This window comes from Kitasatospora sp. NPDC048662 (genome assembly GCF_055587065.1).
Map to the genome: position 1 here is coordinate 705871 of NZ_JBVJHA010000001.1, position 20000 is coordinate 725870.

Genomic DNA, 20000 nt, shown 5'->3' on the forward strand with positions numbered 1-20000 from the left:
CCACGTCGGCCGCCAGCCGCAGGACCATCCGCGCCGAGCGGGGCAGCCGCAACGACGAACGCCATGACCGTGAGCGCGGTGCCGCTCCGCGCAGTTGCGAATCTCCACACTCCAGGCCCCAGGACGCTCCAACCCTCGTGTCCGGCTCACGGCGCGAAGGCCTGTCCCCGAATCAGGCACGCCGCCGTTGACTTCGGAACGTATTCCGAAGTAGCGTGACTGCATGTCGACTCTCACCGTGTCGTTCTCCGACCTGTCGAAGAACTCGAAGCGCGTCGCGGACACTGTCGAGCAGGCCCAGCGCGTCCACGTCACCCGCCGCGACGGCGAGGACCTGTACTTGACCACCGAGCGCCACGACCGTCAGCGTGAGGAGACTGCTGATGTCACCGCGCGCCTGTTCGCAGCCCTGATCACCAGCGACGACGGTGCGCGCGCGGTCCTCCTCGCCCTCCCTCAGGTCTTCCCCTGGACCCGACACCTCTCGGCCGAGGAAGTACGGGAGTTCGTCGTCGACCTCGTGAACGCCACCCGGGACGTGGTGGAGTTGGATGTCCACGCCAACCTGCACCGCGTGATCGTCGAATGGCGTGCCACAGCCAGGATCCTGGCGGACCCCGAACTGAGCGCGCAGCTCACCGAACCGCTCTCCGGCGAGGACCACGGCGAGGTACTCGCCCCATGAGCCCCAAGCGCGGAGACGACGTCCCGCCGCCACCGATCGGTGACGAGTGGCGGCTGCGATTCGCCACCAACGAAGCCGCCAAAGGCTGGGGCGACCTCTGCACGGAGGCACGGAGGGAACGAGCTGCCGCAGTGGGAGTACGAGGTGACCGCCGGCGGGCGCGTGCGCTACCTCGTCGACGAGTCAGGACGGACCGTCCATCTCGTCTACGCCTCGCCCCGGCATCCCAAAGACACGGACAGCTGACCAGGACGAGACTGGCGATCCAGCCGTAGGCATCCAACGGCGTGGTCTCAGTTCTGGTCTCATTCATCGCCGTCCGGCCGGGTTCGGTCACCGCCCGACGATGCGCTCCAGCGCAGATCAAGACGGCCGCGAACCCTGGCGGACGACACTACGGGGAATTGGAAAGCATGTTGGGGGCAACCCCTCACGAGTTCGAATCTCCTATCCTCCGCCTTGATCGAAGGCCCGGACCGCGACAGCGGTCCGGGTCTTCGGCATCCTCAGCCTCGAGTTCGATCCGGCGGACCACGTCCTGCACTTCGCTGAGCCGCTCGACCATGGAAGACCTCGGGCGGAAGCGTTCCAGCTGGCGGTGCTCTACCTGATCCGTCGGATCTACATCGGCGGCCCATCGCTCCCCCTCGATGAGCAGGTTCGAATCATCTGGCGCATCCCTGAGCCTGGATGATGCGAAAGCGCCTCGGGCTCTCGCCGCACCCCTGGTCGGCCCGATAGATGTACGTTATTCTGTACGCCATGAAGACGATGAGTGCCACCGAGCTCCGCGGCAACCTCGCCGCCGCGCTGGACGCCGTCGAAAGTGACGCCGAAGAGCTCGTCATCACACGCGCCGGCCACGAGCCGCTGGTCGTCGTCTCGCTGGCCGAGTACGCCTCGCTCCGCGAGACCGACTACCTGCTGCGCTCTCCGGCCAATGCCGACCACCTTCGCCGGTCCTTGCAGGAGTACCGGGAAGGCCGTACGACGACCCGCGAACTGATCGACCCCGGGGACCTCGCCGAGCAGAGCGCATGAAGATCGAGTTCACCGAACGCGGCTGGGCCGACTACCTTTCATGGCAGGCCGACGACCGCCGACTCCTCAAACGCATCAACCTGCTGATCGACGACATCCGCCGAAACGGCAACGAGGGCATCGGTAAACCCGAACCCCTGCGGCACGAGCTCGCTGGGGCCTGGTCCCGCCGAATCGACCAAGAACACCGCCTGGTCTATGTGCTGAACGAACAGGCCGATGCCTTGTGCATCGTCGCGTGCCGCTACCACTACGGCAATTAGGACCCGAGACTGGCCGAAAGACACGGAGAATTGGAAAGCGTGTTGGGGGTAACCCCTCACGAGTTCGAATCTCGTATCCTCCGCCTCTGCCCGCCAGGGCAGAACGAGGGCCCCGACCGCTGAGCGGTCGGGGCCCTCGTCGTTCCGCGGTCTCAGTTGGGATCTCGATCACCCCCTTCGGGCCCACGTGGTCGAGGAACGTCACCGGGGTCGTCCGGTGCGGCTCCGGCCGTCTGGTCGGGCTCGGCTCATCGTCACTCCTGGCGCTGGTGCGGTGCCTTGCGCTGCCGGCCACGTCGGACGGCACTCACGACGATCCTGATCGCGAGGCCGAGGATGACGAGGTCGGTAATCATCTGGGCGGTGACCACCAGCCGTGCCGTCTGGGACTTCGCGGTGATGTCGCCGAAGCCGACAGTGGAGAACACGGTGACGCTGAAGTACAGGCCGTCGGTGTGCGACAGGTGCCCGCCGAAGTTGCCGGAGGACAGGCCGGCCGGGGCCACGTAGGTACTGGCGAACAGCAGCAGGAAGAACGGAATGCTGACGGCCAGTGCCTCGACCGCGCGCACGATCGGTAACGGCGACCGGACGATCTGGCGCACCTGAAAGACAACCAGGACGACGAACCCCCGCGAGCCCCGCGACCAGCATCATGACGGTGATCGCCGTGGAGGAGCGGTCCAGCGGCAGCACGTAGTACAGGGCCGCCAGCGCGGCGACCGACCCGAGCACCCGCAGCACGATCCGGGTGACCACGCCGGGCGGGACCCGGTTCCTGGGCCGGAGGCCGTACTCCGACCTGGTGCTGCCGTTCATGGGGCCGGCACCTCGAAGGCCTTGGGCACTTTCATGCTTCCTCCCTCCGGCGTTGTTCGCCTGGAGATCGGAGACCTGCTCGAGCGGCTGGATCAGCGACGCGGCGCCCGGCGATCATGCTGCCGGGCGGGGCCGCGACCGTATTCATCGTCCCCCGTGTCGTCCTTGCTCGCGAGGCGCCCGCAAGGCGCCCGCACCATCGGCTCGGTGTCGTGACTCGCTCCACCGTATGACCGGTGACCGTGACCGTGCCCTGCGGGTCGCTTCGCAGCGATCACGGTGGAATCGAATAATGAGCGGCACAAGCGGCATACCTGTCGACCGAGTCGGGGGATGGGAGCGGCCATGGCCAGCACGAGCGGAGAAGGACAGCCCATTCACGCGAGAAGGGCCGTGAATGGGCTGTCGAAGGTGTTCGAGCTCAACCCTGCGGGGCTCAACTTGCCGCGAGCGGTGACCTTCCTGGACATCGCACTGGTGCCGTTGGTCGTCTTCTGGGCCATCGGGCACCAGCAGTACCTCCTGAGCGCGCTGTTCGGCCTGCTGTTCGCATGGCTCGACGACCCGGGAGGCAGCTACGTGCACCGTGTATCGCGCGTCGCCGTCTTCGCGCTGTTCGGCGCAGGGCTGACCGCCCTGGGGTTCGGCATCGGAGCGGACTCCTGGGGTTGGCTCACGCTTGCGGCCTTCGCGGTCACGCTGGCGGCCGGCCTGGCGGTCACGTTCGGGGTACGCAGGTTCGTCAGCGCCATGCTTCTCAACATCTGGTTCGTCGTCACCCTCGGGCTCGCCTCCAGCTTCCATCACGCCGCCCGTATCACCAGCTACACCTGGGCCCAGACACTCGCCTGGACAGGAGGGGCGGCGCTGTGGGCCGTCGGCGCATTCATCGGCTGGCTGATCCGCGGGCGACGCGACCGGTCCCAGCCCATCGCGGAACTCCCCGGCGACACCTCCCGGAAGAAGCTGACCCCTCCGGTGGTCGTGTTCGCGGTGCTCCGTGCTGTGGCCGTGGCGGGCGCCGTCGCGCTCGCGTTCGGGCTGAACCTGTCGCACGGCTACTGGATGCCGATCGCGGCCGTGGTCGCGATGAAGCCGAGCCTGGAACAGACGACGCTCGTGGCCGTGCAGCGCCTTTCCGGTGCGGTGATCGGCGCCGTCGCGGCTGCGCTACTGCTGCTGATTCCCGCTAGTGAACACGGGCTCAGGCTGTTCGCGGTCGCGCGCGGACTCGAGGTGGTCGCGCTCGTACTGCTCATGCACGCGGTGTCGATTCGCTTCTACAGCTACGCGCTCTACTGCGCGGCCATCGCGGCAGGAGTGCTCATCATGGTGGACCTCCCTCAACCGTCCAACTACGCCGCCGAGGGCTACCGGGTGCTGTGGACCGCGTGCGGCGCGGGTATCGCTCTGCTCCTCATGCTGCTCGCCGGCCTGCTTGCCAAGCACGCTGCCAAAGCACCGCCGCCACCGGATTCACGACCGGCATGACGCGGCGGACTGATCACCGCCGGGCGATCACCGAGGGCGCTTGCCCCGGCTGCAATCACAGCCGGGGCAAGCCGCGTTCTGGCCTCAGGCGGGAGCGCTCAGGCAGCGTCCTCGTCCGGTTTCCCCGAAGCGTCGCCGGGGCGTCCCCGGAGCAGGTCGGCGAGTCGTTGGCGAGCGGAACGGCCGTTGGTTCGAATCTCGTGTCCTCTGCCTCTGCCCAGCAAGGCAGTTGAAGGGCCTGACCGGGTTTCCCGTTGGGGACTTCGGGTTCGTAGTCTCAACCGCAGTCTCCACGGGCCCGCCTCAGTTGCCGCGGCCCAGCCGCCGGGCCAGTACTCGGGCGCGCTCGGCCTGCACTGCTGCGGCCTTGCCAGCCGCATAGTGGAGCAGGCCGACCGGCGTGTGGAGCCTCAGTAGATCGACCACCAGGGAGCCGCCGTCGCCTCGGGCGGTGACGGCGAAGCGGTAGTCCATCCGCACGCCGCCAGGGCTGACCACCTCGCCGCTGATCGTCGCCTCGTCCGGCAGCCGGGCGCCCTCGGTGCGCAGGCTGACCCGGATGACGTTGTCGTGCCGGACCAGTCCGAGGAACCGGAAGCGCTCGACGGCCACGTAGTGAGTGACCCCGCCCTCGCGCCGCACGTCCCGGACGTCCACGAGGAGCGGAGAGAGCCCGATGTAGTTCTCGGGGTCCGCCAGATGGGCAAGGACGGCGGCGGGCGTCGCCGCGATGTCGTAGCTGTGGCTCAGTTCGGTGCTCGGCACGTCCAACTCCCCTGTCCGGCCCGGGTCCAGACGTCGTCGTGGACCGGGAACGATCGGTGGATGATCGCACCATCCCACCGGCTCGGCCAAGGCCATGCGGAAAGAGGAACTACCGTCGGTGAACGCGGCGCAATTCCTGATCGACACCAGCGCGCTCGCGCGTTTCATGCGCACAGACGCCGAGCAGTACGGCTGGGACCAGGCTGCGGCGGCCGGCTTGATCGCAACCTGCCCCATCACCGAACTCGAGTTCTTCTACCGCGCATGAACGTCCGCCGACCGTGCTCGGGGGATCGAGGACATGCGATTGCTGTTCAGCTGGGTACCGGTCGGTGATCGCGCCTACGACCGAGCCTGGCAGGTCCAGGACTTGCTGACCAGACGAGGTCAGCATCGCAGCGCCGGAGCCGTCGACCTCGTCGTCGCCGCCACAGCCGAGCTGCAGGGCCTGACCCCTCCTGCACCGGGACCGCGACTTCGAGTGCGTCGCGAACGGCACTGGACAAGCCCTCCAATGGCACGGGCCAGCGGCTGACAAGTGAACGCCGATGGATCCGCGCCACGACCGGGAGAAGGATGCGGAGCCCTGGATCCTGCGACCACACGCCCACGACCCAGCGGAACACGCTGCGTCGCGGTTGCAGTTCTGGTTGCGTTCATGCACGTGCGGCGCCCGTCCAGCAGCCGGCGGCCCGGCCACTCCACCGCAGGCCAGGACCCCAGCGACCGTCCCCGGACAGTCGGACGAACATTTGGAAAGCGTGGTTGGGCAACCACTCATGAGTTCGAATCTCGTATCCCACCGGCGTCATCCAGTCGTTCGTGTGACGCGCGACCCTTTCCGTGCGCCATCCTTGAGCCCCGGCCCGTCCCGCGACGGAACGGCGGTACTCCTGCGTGGCGAGGTGTTCCCCATAAGCAACAAGACGAACGGTTCGGCCCTGGCGGCGTGGCTGCACGGACTCGACGCAGCCGAGTTGGAACGGGTCCTGGCGGCGCGCCCGGATGTGGTGTCGGCACCGGAGCCACAGTCGGTCGGTGAACTGGCAGACCGTCTTCAGCGCCCGGCGTCAGTGGCACTGGCCCTGCCCCGGCTCGCCCTGCCGTGCCTGCAAGTGGCGGAGGCCATCGCCGCGCTGGGGTCCGTGTCCCGGGACGACCTGGCCGCCTTCCTGGACGCGGCGGACGGGGAGCGCACCCGCGGGTTGGACGTGGCCCTGGAGGCACTGGCCGATCACGCTCTGGTGTGGCCGGGCCACGACGGGGTGCTGCACATGGCAGCACCGCTGTGGCACGCATGGGACTCACCCCTCGGGCTCGACGCACCGCTGGCGCATCTGCTCGCAGGCGTGAGCTCCGACGAACTGGGCCGCGTACTGGCGAAGCTGGGCGTCAAGCCGGCCGGCAACAACAAGTCACGGCGGTTGGCGGCGCTGATCGACCATCACAGCGATCCGGAAAGGGTCGCCGCGCTGGTGGCCAAGGCTCCGGGAGCAACGAGGAAGCTCCTTGAGCAGCGTGCGAGCCGGCCTCCGAAGCAACCGGCGTTCATCATGTTCACCGGTTCGCAGCCCGGCTCCGAGCCAGGCGAACAGTGGGCGCTGGAGCGGGGGTTGCTGATCCAGGACCGCCATCGGTACGGGTCGGCCCGGATGCCGGCCGAGGTGGCACTCGCGGTGCGCGGGCCCGACTGGCTCGCTCCGTTCACGCCCGTCCCGCCGGTCGTGCGATCGGTGTCCATCGCTGCTTCGCAGATCGAACGGGAGGCCGCAGCCGCCTCGATGGCGTTCGCCGCCCATGCCGCGTCGGTTCTCAGGGTGTGCGCCGCCACTCCCCCGACTCGGCTCAAGGCTGGTGGGATCGGCGCACGCGAGTTGTCCCGGATCGGCAAGGCGGCGCAGTGCGACGAGATCGTGGTCCGCATCGCGCTGGAGGCGGCGAACGGGGCTGGGCTGCTCGCCCGGGACGGCGACCGGGTCGCGGCGACCGCCGGCTACGACGTCTGGGCCGAAAAGGAGCCGGCCGAGCAACTCGCCGTACTTCTCCAGGCGTGGTGGACACTCCCGCTGTCCCCCGGCGGCAGCCGCGACGAGGACGGGAAGGCTCTGCCTGCCCTCGCCGGCCCACCGGCCTGCGAGGGCTGCGTACAGGGTCGGCACGGACTGTTCTCGGCCGCGTCACAGCTCCCGGTCGGCGAAGGCGCGGCGAAACCAGCGGAGTTGGGGGCGCTGGTCGTGTGGCACCGGCCGCTCGCCGACGAACTCCCCCAGGACGCCACGCCGTTCGCCACCCTGATCCGTGAAGCGGAACTGCTCGGCGCACTCGCCCTCGGGGCGCTGTCACCCATCGGGACGGCGCTGCTCGCCGGTGACACCGCCGCGCTGGCGGACGCCTGCCGGCAGCTACTGCCCGCCGCCAGCGGGACCGCCCGCTTCGGCAGCGATCTCACGGCCATGGTTGCCGGTACGCCGTCGGCAGCCATCGTCACGTTGCTGGACTCCGCCGCAGACCGGGAGACAGTCGGGACGGCGTCCGTGTGGCGGTTCAGCCCGGGAAGCGTCCGCCGCGCCCTCGACGGGGGCCTGACCCCCGACGCGATCACGGCCGACCTGGCCGCCGTCGCCGTCGAACCGCTTCCCCAGCCGCTCTCGTACCTGATCCACGACACCGCGCGCCGCCACGGCCGGGTCCGTGTCGTCTCCGCGGCCAGTGTGATCCACGGCGAGGAGCCGGCCCTCCTGGCCGAACTCGCTGCCCACCGCCAGCTCGCCGAGCTCGGTCTACGGCAATTGGCACCGACCGTCCTGATCAGCCGGACCCCGCCGGACAAGACACTCGCGGCACTGCGATCCGCAGGCTATGCCCCCGTCGCCGAGAAGCCCGACGGCACCGTCCGCGTCGAGCGAGCCGAGCGCCCCCGCGCGGCGGCCCCGGTCCCGTCCCCGCGCCGGCCCGGCGGCAGGCACCGGCCGCAGCAACCGGAGAACCGTACCGTCGAGTTGAGCGCCCTCGCCGCCCGGCTGCTGGCCGGCCCGCAGGACATCCCGGAGCCCGACCCGTGGGACGGCCGCCCCTACAGCAGTGACACCGAGGAGATCATCGCCGGGCACGCGCGCAACCTGTCCTTCACCGACGTCCGCCAGCTGGCCCACGCGGTCAACGAAGGCCTGGCGGTCACCATCGAGTACCTCGCCACCTCCGGCAACGAGACCGTCCGCACCCTCAGCCGTCTGGATCTCGACGCGCCCTACCTTCAGGCCTGGTGCCATCTGCGAAACGACGAACGCGTGTTCACCATCTCGCGCATCCACGGGGTGATGCCCGGGTAGCCAACGCCGCCGTCGGCCTCCTGTCATGGGACCTCCGGCTGGGCGGCCGAGCTCGCCTACAGGCTGCGGTAAACGTCGAGGCGGTTGCCAACGGTCAGGACCCACACGACCAGTTGGCTGTCTTCAACCGTGTACACGACGCGACAGTCCCCGACCCGCAGTCGCCAGCGTGCACTGTGCCCCTGAAGGGCTTTGACATCGAAGGCCCCAGTGTCCCCGTCGTCCAGCGCCTTCTGAAGACCATTGAGGCGATGCAGGACACGCACCGCGTCGGACCGGGGAATCTTGAGCATGTCCCGCTGGGCGTGCGGTGTGAACCGCGTGACGTAGCCCATGGCTCAGGCGTGGTGGTCGCGGAGCATGGCGGCCATCTCCTCCAGCGACACGGATCCGTCGAGCCCTTCCGTCTCCGCCTCGTCGGCCAGCCGGTTGAGCCATGCGTCTTCAGCCTGCTCCGCGAGTCCGCGCAGGCGCTGGTACTCGCGGATGTCGATCACTACGGCTTCCTGCTTGCCGCGCCGCGTGATGATCGTCGGGGTTTCGTCCCTGCGCGCGCGATCGAGGACGTCCGCAAGGTGGCTGCGGACCTCGGCCATGGATTCGATCACCGGCTCACTCATGCAACAAATGTAGCAGATGTACATCCAGTCTTCTTTGAGTGCAGCGCCGGCCCCCGCCTCCAGCGAAAATTTCTGGGAACCGCTGCGCTGCTGCGGACACGGCAAGTGTGTGGAGTCCTTCTTGCCCTATGAGCAGAGCTCGGCCGGTGACCGGCGTGCCTTCGCCCTGCTCTTCGACGAGCACGCCAGGGCTGTGTATCTGCATGCGGTCAGAGCGACCGGGGACCGGGACCTGGCCGACGATGTGGTCTCGCTGACGTTCCTCGAGGCGTGGCGGCTGCGCGAGAAGCTGCGGGGTGAGGTGGTCAACCCGCGAGCGTGGCTGTTGGGGATCGCGACCAATGTGCTGCGCAATACGGCACGGGCGGCGCGGCGGCATCGGGTGGCCATGGCTCGGGTGCCGCCGCGGGAACCGTTGCCGGACTTCGCCGACGAGGTGGTGGGGCGGATCGTCGATGCCGAGACGGCTGCGGCGGCGGTGCGGGCGCTGGGTCGGCTGCGGCGGGGCGAGCGCGAGGTGTTCATGCTCGTGGTGTGGTCGGGCCTCGGGTATGCGGAAGCGGCCCAGGCGCTCGGCATTCCGGTTGGCACCGTACGCTCCCGACTCTCGCGCGCTCGGGACAGACTCCACAAGATCGTTTCTGCGGAGCAGCCGTCGGCCCGAAGAAAGTTGGAACCCCGGCCCGCTCGCGGACACCACCTCCATGACAGCCATCTCTCCGTGGGAAGTCGCCAAGGGAGGCAGCAGCCGTGATCACCGGATCCGGGGACCGTCATGCGCCGGACGAGCACAGTGCGCGCAGCGAACTCGCGCGTCTGTTGCCGCCCCCGTCCCACCCGGACATGGGACCCGCCCGCCATCGCGCGAACAAGGAGTTCCTGTTGAACGAGATCGATCGGGACCGCCGTCCGTCCACCGCCGCACCTCGGCGCCGGGGTTGGCTCGCCCTGGCGACCTCGGTGGCCGCCGTCGCCGTGATGCTCGCCACGCAGGGCGGCAACGCGCCCGCGGAGAAGGCTCCGCCGGCCACTGCGGCCTCGGTCGAACTCCTGGACCGGGTGGCGCAGGCTGCCTACAGCGAGCCTCAGCCGCAGGTCCGTGACGACCAGTACAGCTACGTCAGGACGGTCGGACACAGCGTTTCGCTCAGTGAGGGCAGCGGCGGGACGATGCAGCGCGACGTCATCACCGAGAACAGGGAGCAGTGGATCGCGGTGGACGGCCTGCGGCCCGGCCTCCAGCGCGGGACCGGGGGTGACAGGGAGATCCCGGCCCCGGGCGGCGGTGCGCTCAACTCCCCCACCTACAAGCTCCTGGCCGGGCTGCCGACCGACCCCGAGGCACTGCTGAAGCGCATCTACGCCGATGCCGGGCTGAACCACGGCGCCGGCAGCGGTTCCACGACCGGCCCCGACCAGGAGGCGTTCGTGACCATCGGCGACCTGCTGCGTTCCTCGGTCGCGCCTCCGCAGGTCAGCGCCGCTCTGTACCGGGCCGTGGAGCACATCCCGGGGGTGGTGACCATCGACGACGCGGTCGATGCGGCCGGACGTCACGGTGTCGCTGTCGCCCGGGTTCACGGCGGCGAACGCAATGAGTGGATTTTCGACAAGCAGAGCCTGCGCCTGCTCGGCGAGCGCACCGTCCTGCTGAAGGACGGCCCTTGGGGCAGGGCGGGTGACGAGGTGGCCTCGGTGGCGATCCTCGCGCGCGATGTGGTGGACGCTCCCGGGCAGGCAGCCGGCACAGAATCAAGCATCTGATCGAAATTGGCCGATGGTTGGCCGGTCTGCTTCAGAACCGTGCCGCCATGCCGCCGTGCCGCCGGAGCGTTCGTGACGAGGCCACTTGAGGGTGTTGCGTACATGCTCAGTGCGAGCCTAGCGTGGGCGGACACTGGTCCGTTCGCATGGAGAGGCTTCCTTGATGCTCCGTCAAGTCAGGGCTGTGGCACAGGCGGTGATTGCGGCGAGTCTGGTGGTCGCCGGAGGGTTTGTCAGTGCGGGGCCGGCCGCGGCGGTGGTGGCACCGGTGGATCTGACCGCGTCCGACTACACGTTGAGCGCGGACTATCACAAGTACGACGCGCTCGACTCGGCGCTGGTGAACGCGTTGGGGACGTCCGCCGTGCACACGGTGATGGAGAACGCGAACCACACCCGGCAGGCGCTGCCCACGTCGTTCTCGGTGGCGGGGCTGTCCACGGGGTTCCGGTTCGACGACGGTGACAACGCGGACTGTCCGAATGTGCCGCAGGGGATCACGACGAGTCGGGATGCCGTGGGGACGGCGAACAGCGGGAATTACGACGGGCATCAGCTGGTGCTGGTGAGCTGGTACACCGCCGACGCCTGCAAGGGGGATCACCAGCGCAGTCGGATCACGCTGGTGGACTGGGACGCGACCTACCCCAACACGTACCGCAAGATCCTGCTGGTGGAGCCGACCGGGACGGCGGCGGCGCCGGACTTCAAGGACATCCCGATCCATGCCGGCGGCGTCTCCTGGTACGGGGACTACCTCTATGTCGCCGACACCGCGAACGGCATGCGGGTCTTCGACATGCGCAAGATCCTCAACACCGACACCGGGGGCACCGCCGATCAGATCGGCCGCCAGCCCAACGGGGCCTACTACGCCCACAATTACGCCTACGTGCTGCCCCAGGTCGGCACGATCACTTCGCGGACGGCCACCGGTGTCGACGGCCTGGTGTGGTCGACGATCTCGCTGGACCGGGTCAGCCAGTCGATCGTGATGACGGAGTACACCTGCCCGGCGGGCGCCACGAACTGCCCCAACTTCCCCAAGCGGGCGCCGCGGGCCGTGCGCTTCCCGTTCACGCCGGGAGCGACGACGTTCGCCGCGACGACGACCGCCAGTCAGGCACTCTTGCTGTCCTGGTACCACCTGAACGGCGTGGCGTCCCACAACGGCCGGTGGTGGTTCAACTCCTCGAGGGAACCGCAGCTTTACTACTGGACGCCGACTGCCGGACCGTCCACCTTCGCCTGGGTGAGCGGCGGCGAGAGCCTCTCCTACTGGGAGGACGCCACCAACCCCGACCTGCTGTGGTCGCTGCAGGAGACCACGGGCGGACGCAACGTCTTCGCCGTCACCCAGGCCACCTACGGCGGCGGCTGAGCAGGCTCCGCGGTGCTGCGGCTGGAGTCCGGGGGCGATCGGGCCGTCTTCGTCGGCGACCTGGTGCACAGCCCGGTGCAGATCCTCGCCCCCGTCGTGCAGCAGCTGCTTCTGTGTGGACCCGGAACAGGTGGCGGCGAGTCGGCGGAGAATCCTCGAACGGGCCTCGGCTCGTCGGGAGTTGGTGGTGCCGGCGCACTTCGCGGGGCCGGTGCACTGGAGGTGCGGCGGGCGGCGGGCGCGGACGGCGGGCGGCGGGTTCGGGATCGAGCGGTGGGCGGCCGCCTTCGCCTGAACGAAGGGGCGGGTGGCGGAAGTTCTCCTTCGCGGGCGCCAGGGGATGCCAGTGTGGCGGGCGGGCGCCGCCGTTCCCGGCGTTGGTCACGTATGCGCGCGAGGTGCGTGGCCGAGAGGGTGGGGGGTTGCGGTGCAGGGGCAGGGCAGGTGCTCAAGTACTCCGGCGCCAGGCGTGTCGTGGTCGTCGCTCGGCACGACGTGCCTTCGACAACGAGCAGTTCATCGGCGCGATCCGGCGGGTCGGTGCCGGCACACCGCGATGGGCCCGGCCGTGGGCGCACAGCTGACGATCAGTCACCTGCGCGAGGCACTGGAGCCGGCCGAGGGTTGCTCCAACACCGCGATCACGCAACGGCTGTTCGGCACTGACGGCACGGTGGCGAAGCACATCTCGGACATCTTCGCGAAGCTCCGGCTGCCGCCGGACAGCGACAGCAACCGTCGCGTGCTGGCCGTGCCCGCGCACCTCAACGCGTAGGTGTGGGCGGGTGGCGAGAGGGCATGCTTCAGGCAAACGGACAAAAGCGGTCGGGTGTGTGACAGATTTTGACCGTTTGCGATCTGAGATGGTCAGAACTCGCGCCCATGTAGCGATATTTCGGTCGCCCGGCACTTGCGCCGATCTCCGATCGGTTCGGGTGCTAAGTTCCGTGCCTGACAGCAAAGTTTCGCCCCGGCGACGCGCCAACGTCCCGGGGCATGGCACCAGGAACTCAACTCCCAATGCGTATTCATCGTAGCGCCCAGAGCGCCGAATCCACGGCTATCGCCAACGACATTCTGCAGAACTGTGACCTTTCGTTCGTCGCCCGAGGGGTGCTCGCGTACCTCCTCTCGCTGCCGGACGACTCGTGGGAGAGCGCCAAGAACCTGGCCGACACCGGCATCGAGGGACGCGCCACCATCAAGAGGGCCACGGACGAGCTGAAGGCCGCCGGGTACTACCGGCTGGTGAAGAAGCGTCTCCCGGCGGGCCGGATCGTCAGCGAGATCCACGTCCATGACACCCCCCAACTCCCGTCAGACACCGACACACCGGGGACCGAGAAGCCGGGCGCCGGTGCAGCGAGCGTCGGTGCGCCGGGCGGTTCCCTGGTAAAGCAGGTAAAAGAAACTACCCCCCTACCGCCCCCAGCGCCGAGCGGCCGGCGCGAGCCGGACGCGGCGAGTGGCCGGCTCACGCCGGGCGGAGCGAGCGGGCTCGACGAGCCGGGCCAGCCCGACGAGTTGGGCGAGCTGGGCGCGCTGGACCTGCCCGGCGGACCGGACCTGCTGGGCGAGCCGGACCAGCCCGATGGGCCAGGTCTGCCGACCGAACCGAACCAGCCGGACGAAGCGGACCAGCCGGGCGAACCGAGCCAGCCCGATGAACCGAACCTGCCGGACGGTCCGGGCCGACCGGGCCTGCCGGGCCTGCCGGGCCTGCCGGGCCTGCCGGGCCTGCCGGACGAACCTGGTGAGCCCGTGGCGCCGGACCTCCCGGGCGTGCCCGACGAACCCGAGCAGCCCGGTGAACCCCGCGAGCCGAGCGGGCTCGAAACGCTGGGCCAGCTCTGCGAGTTGGGCGGGTTAGGCTGGCTCGATGGACTGGGCCGGCCGCAAGCGCCCGGTGAGCCCTGCGGGCCGGACGTGCCCGGCGAGCGGGTTGGGCGCGCCGAGCCGGGCGAACCCGGCACGCGCGCCAAGTCACCGCAGCGCGCCGAACGGGCTGTGCGCACACAGCGGGGCCCGCGAGCCGCGCGGGGCGCAGCCCGGGCGGCCATGGACGAGAAGACCCGCGAGGCGGTCGCCGCGCTGTTCCGGGCGATTCGCAACGAGCCGCGCCTGCGCCTCGGTGAGGCCGAGGCGCGGAGGCTCGCGCCGCTGGTCATGCCGTGGTTGGAGCGCGGCCTGCCGGAGGCCGATCTCGTTCGGGCCGTGACGAGCGATATGCCCGCCAATCTCACGTCGCCGGCCGGTCTGATCCGCTACCGGCTGGTGAACAAGCTGCCTCCCGTCCCGGAACCCGCACCCCCGGCACCGGGTCCCCGCCCGGAGTGCGCCAAGTGCTGCGACCCGATCCCGCAGCCCGGTATCTGCGGCCCGTGCGCCGGCCTGGGTGCCCGCCGCGTGCCCGCCGTCGGTGGCGGCGCAGCGTTCGCCCGGGCCGGTGCGGCCCGGGTCCGGGAGGCGATGCAGTGGGTCACCCGACCGGGCAAGTCGGCTCTCGGCAACCCCGTCCCGGCGGGCTGATCGTGGCCGCTCGACGGATCGGCCGGGCGTCCTCGCGCTCCGGCCGCACGGTGACCAGGGCGCGGCCGAACGGTGTGGGGGCATGCTGGACGTGGCGGCCCTGGCGGGTGGTGGTGATCAGTCCTGCGGCCCGTAGCGCGTTGGTGTGCGGGGAGACCGATGGCGGGGCGATTCCGAGGGTGACTGCCAACTCGCCGGTGCGGGAAGGGCCTTGGGCGATCGCTCGTAGCGCCCGGGCGCGGGCGGGGCCGAGCAGTGTGTGCAGGCCGTCAGCGGTGGAGGCAGGGCGCGTGGCGGGCGTCACTGGGTGCAGGAGCGCAGTGGGACGGTTGGGCGGGTGCAGGACGGCGCACTTGTCGAGGAACAGGTTCGGTGGAGCGCAGCCCCCGGCCGGCGAGTCGGTGCCGGAGGGGCGGGCTGGGGCGTTCGACGGTGAGGGTGCCGGTGTCGCGCCAGCCGAGGCGGGGGTGCAGGCGGTCGAGCATCGCGGCAGGGCCGTCCGTCACCACCGTCTGTGCGTGGCGCCGGACTTCGGCGTCGAGGGTGCGGTGCAGGTCCCGCCAGTCGGGGGCCAGGCATTCGCGGTGGAGGGCGGCGGCGGCGTTCACCACGGGGCGCAGCGCGCGGGCGCCTTCGTCGCGCGGGCGTTGGACGACGGGTGGTGCGCAGTGGTCGTAGCAGTGGTCGAGTTCGGTGCGGATGTGTTCGTCGTCGGCGGTGAGCACGCTGTCGAGTTCGTCGGCGGAGGTGCGCAGGTAGGCGGTGCTGGCGGCGAGCAGGAAGTCGGGGATGCCGCGGGGGCTGGCGGCGAGCAGGTCGAGGAGGGGCGCGGCCCGTCGCGGGATACGCGAGCGGATGCCGCGCCACCAGCGGCCTTTCGGGCCGGTGCGGCGGCGGCTGTCAACGGCGAGCGAGCCGGTGAGGAGTTGTTCCAGTGGCGAGATGCTGAAGCTGGTCCGGGCCAGGTCGGCCGAGGGGATGCACGCCTCGGCGGCGGTGGACATCGATGCGTGGGGTTCGGCGCTCGGGCCGGACCAGCGGCGGCTGGTGATCGGGCTGGAGGTGGCGAACTCCCACCTGATGACGCTGCCCGACGAGGAGTATCTCGGCCGTGAGCTCGACCCGCCCGTCAAGACCCGGTTCGCCGAACTCACCGTCCCGGTCAGCGTCCTGGTCGGTGGCCACGACCTGGAGGCGACGCGGCTGTGGGCCCGGCGGCTGGCCGCGCAGGCGCCGGATGCGGAGCTGACGGAGTTCCCGGAGGCGGACCATTTCCCGATGCTGTCGGCGCCGGACGAGTTCGAACGTTTCCTGCGCGCGCTGCTCTGAGCCGCCGTCAGTCGCGCTGCACCCATGCGGGCACCCAGGTGCCGGGGGCGTCGTGGGCGGCCTTGGTGGCGGCCAGGTGGGTGCGCAGGGCGGCCAGCGCCGGGTGCGGGTTGTCGCGGTGCCACAGCAGCGAGTGCGGGTAGACGGGCGTCGGGTCGGTGAGCGGGATCCGGCGCAGGCCGTGGCCGGCCGGCCAGACCAGTCGGGTGCCGTCGCTGAGGAAGGTGGCCAGCGCCGGGGTGTCGGCGATGGTGTCGAGGAGGGCGTCGGAGCCGAAGTTGGGGCCGGTGGCCTCGATGGTGAGGCCGAACTCGGCGACCAGGTCGTCGTAGTAGGCCGCCCACTCGGAGCCGGGGAGGATGCCGGGCATCCAGATCCGGTGCCCGGCCAGCTGGCGCGGCGTCACCGAGCGGGCCCCCGCCAGGGCGTGGCCGGGGCCCGTGAGCAGGTGGAGCTGTTCGTCGATCACCCGGGCGGCGGCGAGGTCGTCGGGCAGCGGCCGGCCTGGGGCGGCGACGGCGCGGAAGGTGGCGTCGATGGTGCCGGAGCGGACGGCGCGGACGGCCTCGTCGATGTCGAGCAGCTTCACCACGTCGAGTTCGATCCCGGGGTGGGCGCGGTGGAAGTCGCGCAGCAGGCCGGATGCCGCGCCGCGCAGGTTGATCACGTCCACCCGCAGCGGGCGGCGGGCGGTGTTCACCGAGGCGACGGCGCGTTCGGCGACCCGGAGCAGTTCGCGGGCGTGCGGCAGGAACGCCTGGCCGTCGATGGTGGTCTCGGCGCCGCGCGGGGTGCGGGTGAACAGCCGCACCCCGAGCTCGCGTTCGAGGGCGGCGATGCGCTTGGAGACGGCCTGCTGGGTGATCGCCAGGTCGGCGGCGGCCTTCTGGAACTGGCCCGCCTCGGCGACGGCGAGGTAGGTGCGTACGGCTTCGAGGTCCACGCCACCCCACCTTAGTGAACAACCAGTGGTTGTGCGGTGGGACCTTCCTGGTTGTTTGACCTGCGGTTGTGCGGCCCGGTTGGCTCTCCCCGGTCAACGCAGGTTTGTACGGTCGGCGGGGGTGACGGTGGGCAGGCGGTCCTTGGGGCGGCGGTTCGGGTGGCTGTGGGCGGCGTACGCGGTGAGCGCGTACGGGTCGGGGCTGGGGTTCGGCGCGCTGCCGCTGATCGCGGTGCTGGTGCTGCATGCCGGCCCGGCCGAGGTGTCGGCGCTGTCGGCCGTGGGCCCGGCGGTGGGGGCGCTGCTGGCGGTGCCACTCGCGCCGTGGGTGGAGTTCCGGCGCAAGCGGCCGGTGATGATCGCGGCCGATCTGGTCCGGTTCGGCGCGATGGCGTCGATCCCGCTCGGGTACGCCTGCGGGGTGCTCGGCATCGGGCAGCTGTTCGCGGTGTCGGCGGTGGTCGCCGCGGCAAAGATCGCGTTCGGCGCGGCCAGTGGCGCCTACCTGAAGGCGCTGGTCCGGCCGGAGCACCTGCTGGTAGCCAACTCCCGCTTCGAGTCGACGAATTGGAGCTCGATCGCGATCGGGCCGCCGCTCGGCGGGGCGGCGATCGGCGCGTTCGGGCCCGTCACCACCGTACTGGCGGACGCGTGCAGCTACCTGCTCTCGGCGCTGGGCCTGGCGGCGATCCGCGACCGGGAGGAAGCCCCGGGGCCCCGGAGCGCCACCAACTCCGGTTCACTGCTGGACGGTTGGCGGCACCTGCTGGGCGACCCCGGGCTGCGCGCGCTGTACCTCAACAACCTGCTGGTGTCCGGCCTGATCATGGCCGCCGAACCGGTCCTCGCCGTCCTGCTGCTGCGCCAACTCCACTTCCCCGCCTGGCAGTACGGCCTGGCCTTCGCCGCCCCCTGCCTCGGCGGGCTGGTCGGCTCCCGGCTGGCCCCACGGGTGGTGGCGCGGTACGGCCGGGCGTGGGTGTTCCGGACGGTCGGCACGCTGCGCGCCGTCTGGCTGATCGGGCTGGCCTTCGTCCGGCCTGGCGTGATCGGCCTGGTCACGGTGATGGCCGTCGAACTGGCGATCATCGTCAACATGAGCCTGTTCACGCCGGTGCTCGCCACCTACCGGCTCGAACGCACCCCACAACACCTGGTCGCCCGCACCCTGTCGGCCTGGTCGATCGGCCAGCAGGCCGCCATCGCCGCACTCACCGCGCTCGGCGGACTGCTCGCCGACCTGACCGGCCCGCGCACCACGCTGGCCGTCACGGGCCTGCTCGCCCTGGGCACCCCGCTACTGCTCCCCCGCCGCGAGCCGGCGGCGCCGCACGAGCCCGCGCTGCTCGACAGCCGCGCCTGACCGGCCCAGCTCCACCGAGAACTCCACCGCGAAACCACCGCCGGCTTCACCGAAAACCTCACCGAAAACCTCACCGAGACCGAGAGCGAGGACACCCCGTGAAGAACACCGCCCTGCTCCTGCTGGACTGTCAGTCGGCCGTCCTGTCCGCACTGCCGGAGGCCGGGCCGCTGCTCGACCGGCTGGAGCGGGCCGCCGCCGAAGTCCGCGCGAGGGGCGGTGCGGTGGCCCATGTGCGGGTCGCGTTCACCGAGGACGACTGGGCGGCCGTCCCTGCCGCCAACGCCACGTTCGCCGCCGTGGCCCGGCACCGCGCCCTGCACCACCAGGACCCGGCCGCCGACTTTCATCCTCGACTCGCCCCGCAGGAAGGCGACTTGGTGGCCCGCAAGACCCGCCTCGGCGCGCTGTCCACCACCGACCTCGACCGGCGGCTGCGCGGTCGTGGCATCGACACCCTGATCGTCGGCGGGCTCAGCACCGGCGGCGCGGTGCTGTCCACCGTCCTGCACGCGGTCGACCGCGACTACCGCCTCCGGGTGCTGTCCGACGGCATCGCGGACCCGGACCCCAAGGTGCACGCCTTCGTCCTGCACCGGCTGCTGCCGTCCCGCGCGCAACTGGTCACCTGCGCCGGGCTGTTCACGCCCTGACGGGGCCTCAGGCCGCAGCCAATCGGGCGAACGCGGCCCGCGCGGTGGCCAGGAACGCCGTGACGGCGGGCCGGAGTTCGGCGCTGCGCAGCCAGGTCATGGTGATCGTGGTCCGGGCGGCGTCGCCGATCACCGGAACGGCCGCGAGTTCGCCGCGGGCCGCCGCGTCGGCCACCGCGAGCTCGGGCAGCAGGGCGCAGCCCAGCCCGGCGGCGGCGCACTCGCGCAGGGCCGCGATGCCGGCCAGCTCGGTGTCGATCACGGGGGCGTCCGGGCCGAGGCTCCCGATCAGGCCGTCCAGCATCTCCCGGAAGCCGCAGCCGGGCGGGGTGGCCAGGAAGGGTTCGCCGCGCAGTTCCGGCCCGCCGAGCTGCGGGTACTGGGCCAGCCGGTGGCCCACGGGGACGACCGCCATCAGCCGTTCACCGGCCAGCGTCTCGCTGAACGTCAGCACGTCCCGTGGCGCCCGGCCGAAGGTCAGCGCCACGTCGATCTCGCCGCGCCGCACCCAGTCGTACAGCTCGCCCCGGTTGCCCTGGCGGACCGCCACCTGCACCTGGGGGCACTCACGGCGGTACGGGGCGAGGACGGCGGGCAGGCGGTGGGCGCACAGCGTCTCCAGGCCGCCGATCACCAGCCGCCCGCCCGGCCGGCGGTCCTCCTCCTCGACGGCCGTGCGGGCCTGCTGGGCGAGCAGCAGCATCCGGTCCGCGTACTCGAGCAGCCGCTCCCCGGCCGGGGTGAGGGCCAGCCGGCGGTGGCTGCGGTCGAACAGCTTCGTGGCGAGTTCCGCCTCCAGGGCCTGCACCTGCTCGGTGACGCTGGACTGGGCATAGCTCAACTCCGCTGCTGCCCGGGTGAAGTTGAGCGTCCGGGCGACGGTGCGGAAGGTCCGAAGGTGGCGCAGTTCCACGGTGTCCGCTCCTCGTCGTCGGCCGGCCGTCCGGCTTCGTCGGCCGGCGGCCCGGCATCCTCGGCGGGCCGTCCGGCGTCCTCGGTCGGCGGCCCGGCTTCATCGGCTCCGG

Annotated in this window: 21 protein-coding genes and 1 pseudogene; 14 read left to right on the forward strand and 8 right to left on the reverse strand. The window is 70.7% G+C overall.

All coding sequences use genetic code 11. From position 1 onward, the window contains the following. Nucleotides 1-223: 223 nt before the first annotated feature. The 3 genes from ACZ6R9_RS03425 to ACZ6R9_RS03435 all read left to right on the forward strand — a co-directional run bounded on the left by ACZ6R9_RS03425 (nucleotide 224) and on the right by ACZ6R9_RS03435 (nucleotide 1989). On the forward strand, nucleotides 224-685 hold the full coding sequence (locus tag ACZ6R9_RS03425) for a prevent-host-death family protein (RefSeq protein WP_465536250.1): 462 nt from the start codon (nucleotides 224-226) through the stop codon (nucleotides 683-685). A gap of 762 nt (nucleotides 686-1447) precedes the next feature. Next, nucleotides 1448-1726, forward strand: a complete 279-nt coding sequence (locus tag ACZ6R9_RS03430; RefSeq protein WP_380486424.1) for a type II toxin-antitoxin system Phd/YefM family antitoxin — start codon at nucleotides 1448-1450, stop codon at nucleotides 1724-1726. Beyond that, nucleotides 1723-1989, forward strand: coding sequence for a Txe/YoeB family addiction module toxin (locus ACZ6R9_RS03435; protein ID WP_380486422.1), 267 nt, complete (start codon nucleotides 1723-1725; stop codon nucleotides 1987-1989). The genes ACZ6R9_RS03430 and ACZ6R9_RS03435 overlap by 4 nt, the downstream gene beginning before the upstream one ends. A 254-nt stretch (nucleotides 1990-2243) precedes the next feature. Here ACZ6R9_RS03435 and ACZ6R9_RS03440 read toward each other — a convergent pair whose 3' ends face one another. Then, on the reverse strand, nucleotides 2244-2561 hold the full coding sequence (locus ACZ6R9_RS03440) for a potassium channel family protein (RefSeq protein WP_465536253.1): 318 nt from the start codon (nucleotides 2559-2561) through the stop codon (nucleotides 2244-2246). A 592-nt stretch (nucleotides 2562-3153) separates the two neighbouring features. On the opposite strand from ACZ6R9_RS03440, the gene ACZ6R9_RS03445 reads away from it, so the two are divergent. Beyond that, nucleotides 3154-4299 (forward strand): FUSC family protein, encoded by a 1146-nt coding sequence (locus ACZ6R9_RS03445; protein ID WP_465536255.1) that lies wholly within the window; start codon nucleotides 3154-3156, stop codon nucleotides 4297-4299. 303 nt (nucleotides 4300-4602) lie between these two features. Here the strand turns inward: ACZ6R9_RS03445 and ACZ6R9_RS03450 are convergent, their stop codons facing one another. Beyond that, nucleotides 4603-5064, reverse strand: a complete 462-nt coding sequence (locus tag ACZ6R9_RS03450) for an SRPBCC family protein (protein WP_465536257.1) — start codon at nucleotides 5062-5064, stop codon at nucleotides 4603-4605. A 118-nt stretch (nucleotides 5065-5182) separates the two neighbouring features. Between ACZ6R9_RS03450 and ACZ6R9_RS03455 the strand changes: the two are divergent. Continuing rightward, nucleotides 5183-5606, forward strand: a pseudogene (locus ACZ6R9_RS03455) (PIN domain-containing protein). A gap of 531 nt (nucleotides 5607-6137) precedes the next feature. Further along, nucleotides 6138-8393, forward strand: a complete 2256-nt coding sequence (locus ACZ6R9_RS03460; protein WP_465536259.1) for a helicase C-terminal domain-containing protein — start codon at nucleotides 6138-6140, stop codon at nucleotides 8391-8393. Nucleotides 8394-8449: 56 nt separating this feature from the next. On the opposite strand, the gene ACZ6R9_RS03465 is transcribed toward ACZ6R9_RS03460, so the two are convergent. Together ACZ6R9_RS03465 and ACZ6R9_RS03470 are read right to left on the reverse strand one after the other, a co-directional pair. Next, entirely contained in the window at nucleotides 8450-8728 is a 279-nt protein-coding gene (locus ACZ6R9_RS03465) for a type II toxin-antitoxin system RelE family toxin (protein WP_465536261.1), read from the reverse strand. A 3-nt stretch (nucleotides 8729-8731) separates the two neighbouring features. Further along, nucleotides 8732-9013, reverse strand: coding sequence for a type II toxin-antitoxin system Phd/YefM family antitoxin (locus ACZ6R9_RS03470; protein WP_380486410.1), 282 nt, complete (start codon nucleotides 9011-9013; stop codon nucleotides 8732-8734). 16 nt (nucleotides 9014-9029) lie between these two features. Between ACZ6R9_RS03470 and ACZ6R9_RS03475 the strand changes: the two genes are divergently transcribed. From ACZ6R9_RS03475 to ACZ6R9_RS03495, 5 genes are all read left to right on the forward strand, one after another. Continuing rightward, nucleotides 9030-9767 carry an RNA polymerase sigma factor gene (locus ACZ6R9_RS03475; protein WP_465536263.1) on the forward strand — a complete coding sequence of 246 codons (738 nt, stop codon included), beginning with the start codon at nucleotides 9030-9032 and terminating at the stop codon, nucleotides 9765-9767. Beyond that, nucleotides 9764-10777 (forward strand): CU044_5270 family protein, encoded by a 1014-nt coding sequence (locus ACZ6R9_RS03480; protein WP_465536265.1) that lies wholly within the window; start codon nucleotides 9764-9766, stop codon nucleotides 10775-10777. The genes ACZ6R9_RS03475 and ACZ6R9_RS03480 overlap by 4 nt, the downstream gene beginning before the upstream one ends. A 268-nt stretch (nucleotides 10778-11045) precedes the next feature. Next, a complete protein-coding gene (locus ACZ6R9_RS03485) occupies nucleotides 11046-12158 on the forward strand; it encodes a hypothetical protein (RefSeq protein ID WP_465536267.1) in 1113 nt (370 codons plus the stop codon). Nucleotides 12159-12726: 568 nt separating this feature from the next. Beyond that, entirely contained in the window at nucleotides 12727-12933 is a 207-nt protein-coding gene (locus ACZ6R9_RS03490) for a hypothetical protein (protein ID WP_465536269.1), read from the forward strand. Nucleotides 12934-13178: 245 nt separating this feature from the next. Continuing rightward, a complete protein-coding gene (locus ACZ6R9_RS03495; protein WP_465536271.1) occupies nucleotides 13179-14687 on the forward strand; it encodes a hypothetical protein in 1509 nt (502 codons plus the stop codon). Here the strand turns inward: ACZ6R9_RS03495 and ACZ6R9_RS03500 are convergent. After that, nucleotides 14638-14991, reverse strand: a complete 354-nt coding sequence (locus tag ACZ6R9_RS03500; RefSeq protein ID WP_465536273.1) for an ArsR/SmtB family transcription factor — start codon at nucleotides 14989-14991, stop codon at nucleotides 14638-14640. The two genes, ACZ6R9_RS03495 and ACZ6R9_RS03500, sit on opposite strands and share 50 nt — an antisense overlap. Beyond that, entirely contained in the window at nucleotides 14957-15691 is a 735-nt protein-coding gene (locus ACZ6R9_RS03505; RefSeq protein WP_465536275.1) for a hypothetical protein, read from the reverse strand. The genes ACZ6R9_RS03500 and ACZ6R9_RS03505 overlap by 35 nt, the downstream gene beginning before the upstream one ends. On the opposite strand from ACZ6R9_RS03505, the gene ACZ6R9_RS03510 reads away from it, so the two are divergent. After that, the gene (locus tag ACZ6R9_RS03510) at nucleotides 15684-16016 is read left to right on the forward strand and encodes an alpha/beta fold hydrolase (RefSeq protein WP_465536277.1); all 333 of its coding nucleotides are present in this window, start codon (nucleotides 15684-15686) and stop codon (nucleotides 16014-16016) included. The two genes, ACZ6R9_RS03505 and ACZ6R9_RS03510, sit on opposite strands and share 8 nt — an antisense overlap. A 7-nt stretch (nucleotides 16017-16023) precedes the next feature. On the opposite strand, the gene ACZ6R9_RS03515 is transcribed toward ACZ6R9_RS03510, so the two are convergent. Then, the gene (locus ACZ6R9_RS03515) at nucleotides 16024-16959 is read right to left on the reverse strand and encodes a LysR family transcriptional regulator (RefSeq protein ID WP_465536279.1); all 936 of its coding nucleotides are present in this window, start codon (nucleotides 16957-16959) and stop codon (nucleotides 16024-16026) included. A gap of 127 nt (nucleotides 16960-17086) precedes the next feature. On the opposite strand from ACZ6R9_RS03515, the gene ACZ6R9_RS03520 reads away from it, so the two are divergent. Continuing rightward, complete coding sequence (locus tag ACZ6R9_RS03520) at nucleotides 17087-18322, forward strand: MFS transporter (RefSeq protein WP_465536802.1); 1236 nt, start codon at nucleotides 17087-17089, stop codon at nucleotides 18320-18322. Nucleotides 18323-18420: 98 nt separating this feature from the next. Continuing rightward, a complete protein-coding gene (locus ACZ6R9_RS03525) occupies nucleotides 18421-18975 on the forward strand; it encodes a cysteine hydrolase family protein (RefSeq protein ID WP_465536281.1) in 555 nt (184 codons plus the stop codon). 7 nt (nucleotides 18976-18982) lie between these two features. Here ACZ6R9_RS03525 and ACZ6R9_RS03530 read toward each other — a convergent pair whose 3' ends face one another. After that, nucleotides 18983-19888, reverse strand: coding sequence for a LysR family transcriptional regulator (locus ACZ6R9_RS03530; protein ID WP_380486387.1), 906 nt, complete (start codon nucleotides 19886-19888; stop codon nucleotides 18983-18985). Between the last annotated feature and the right edge of the window lie 112 nt (nucleotides 19889-20000).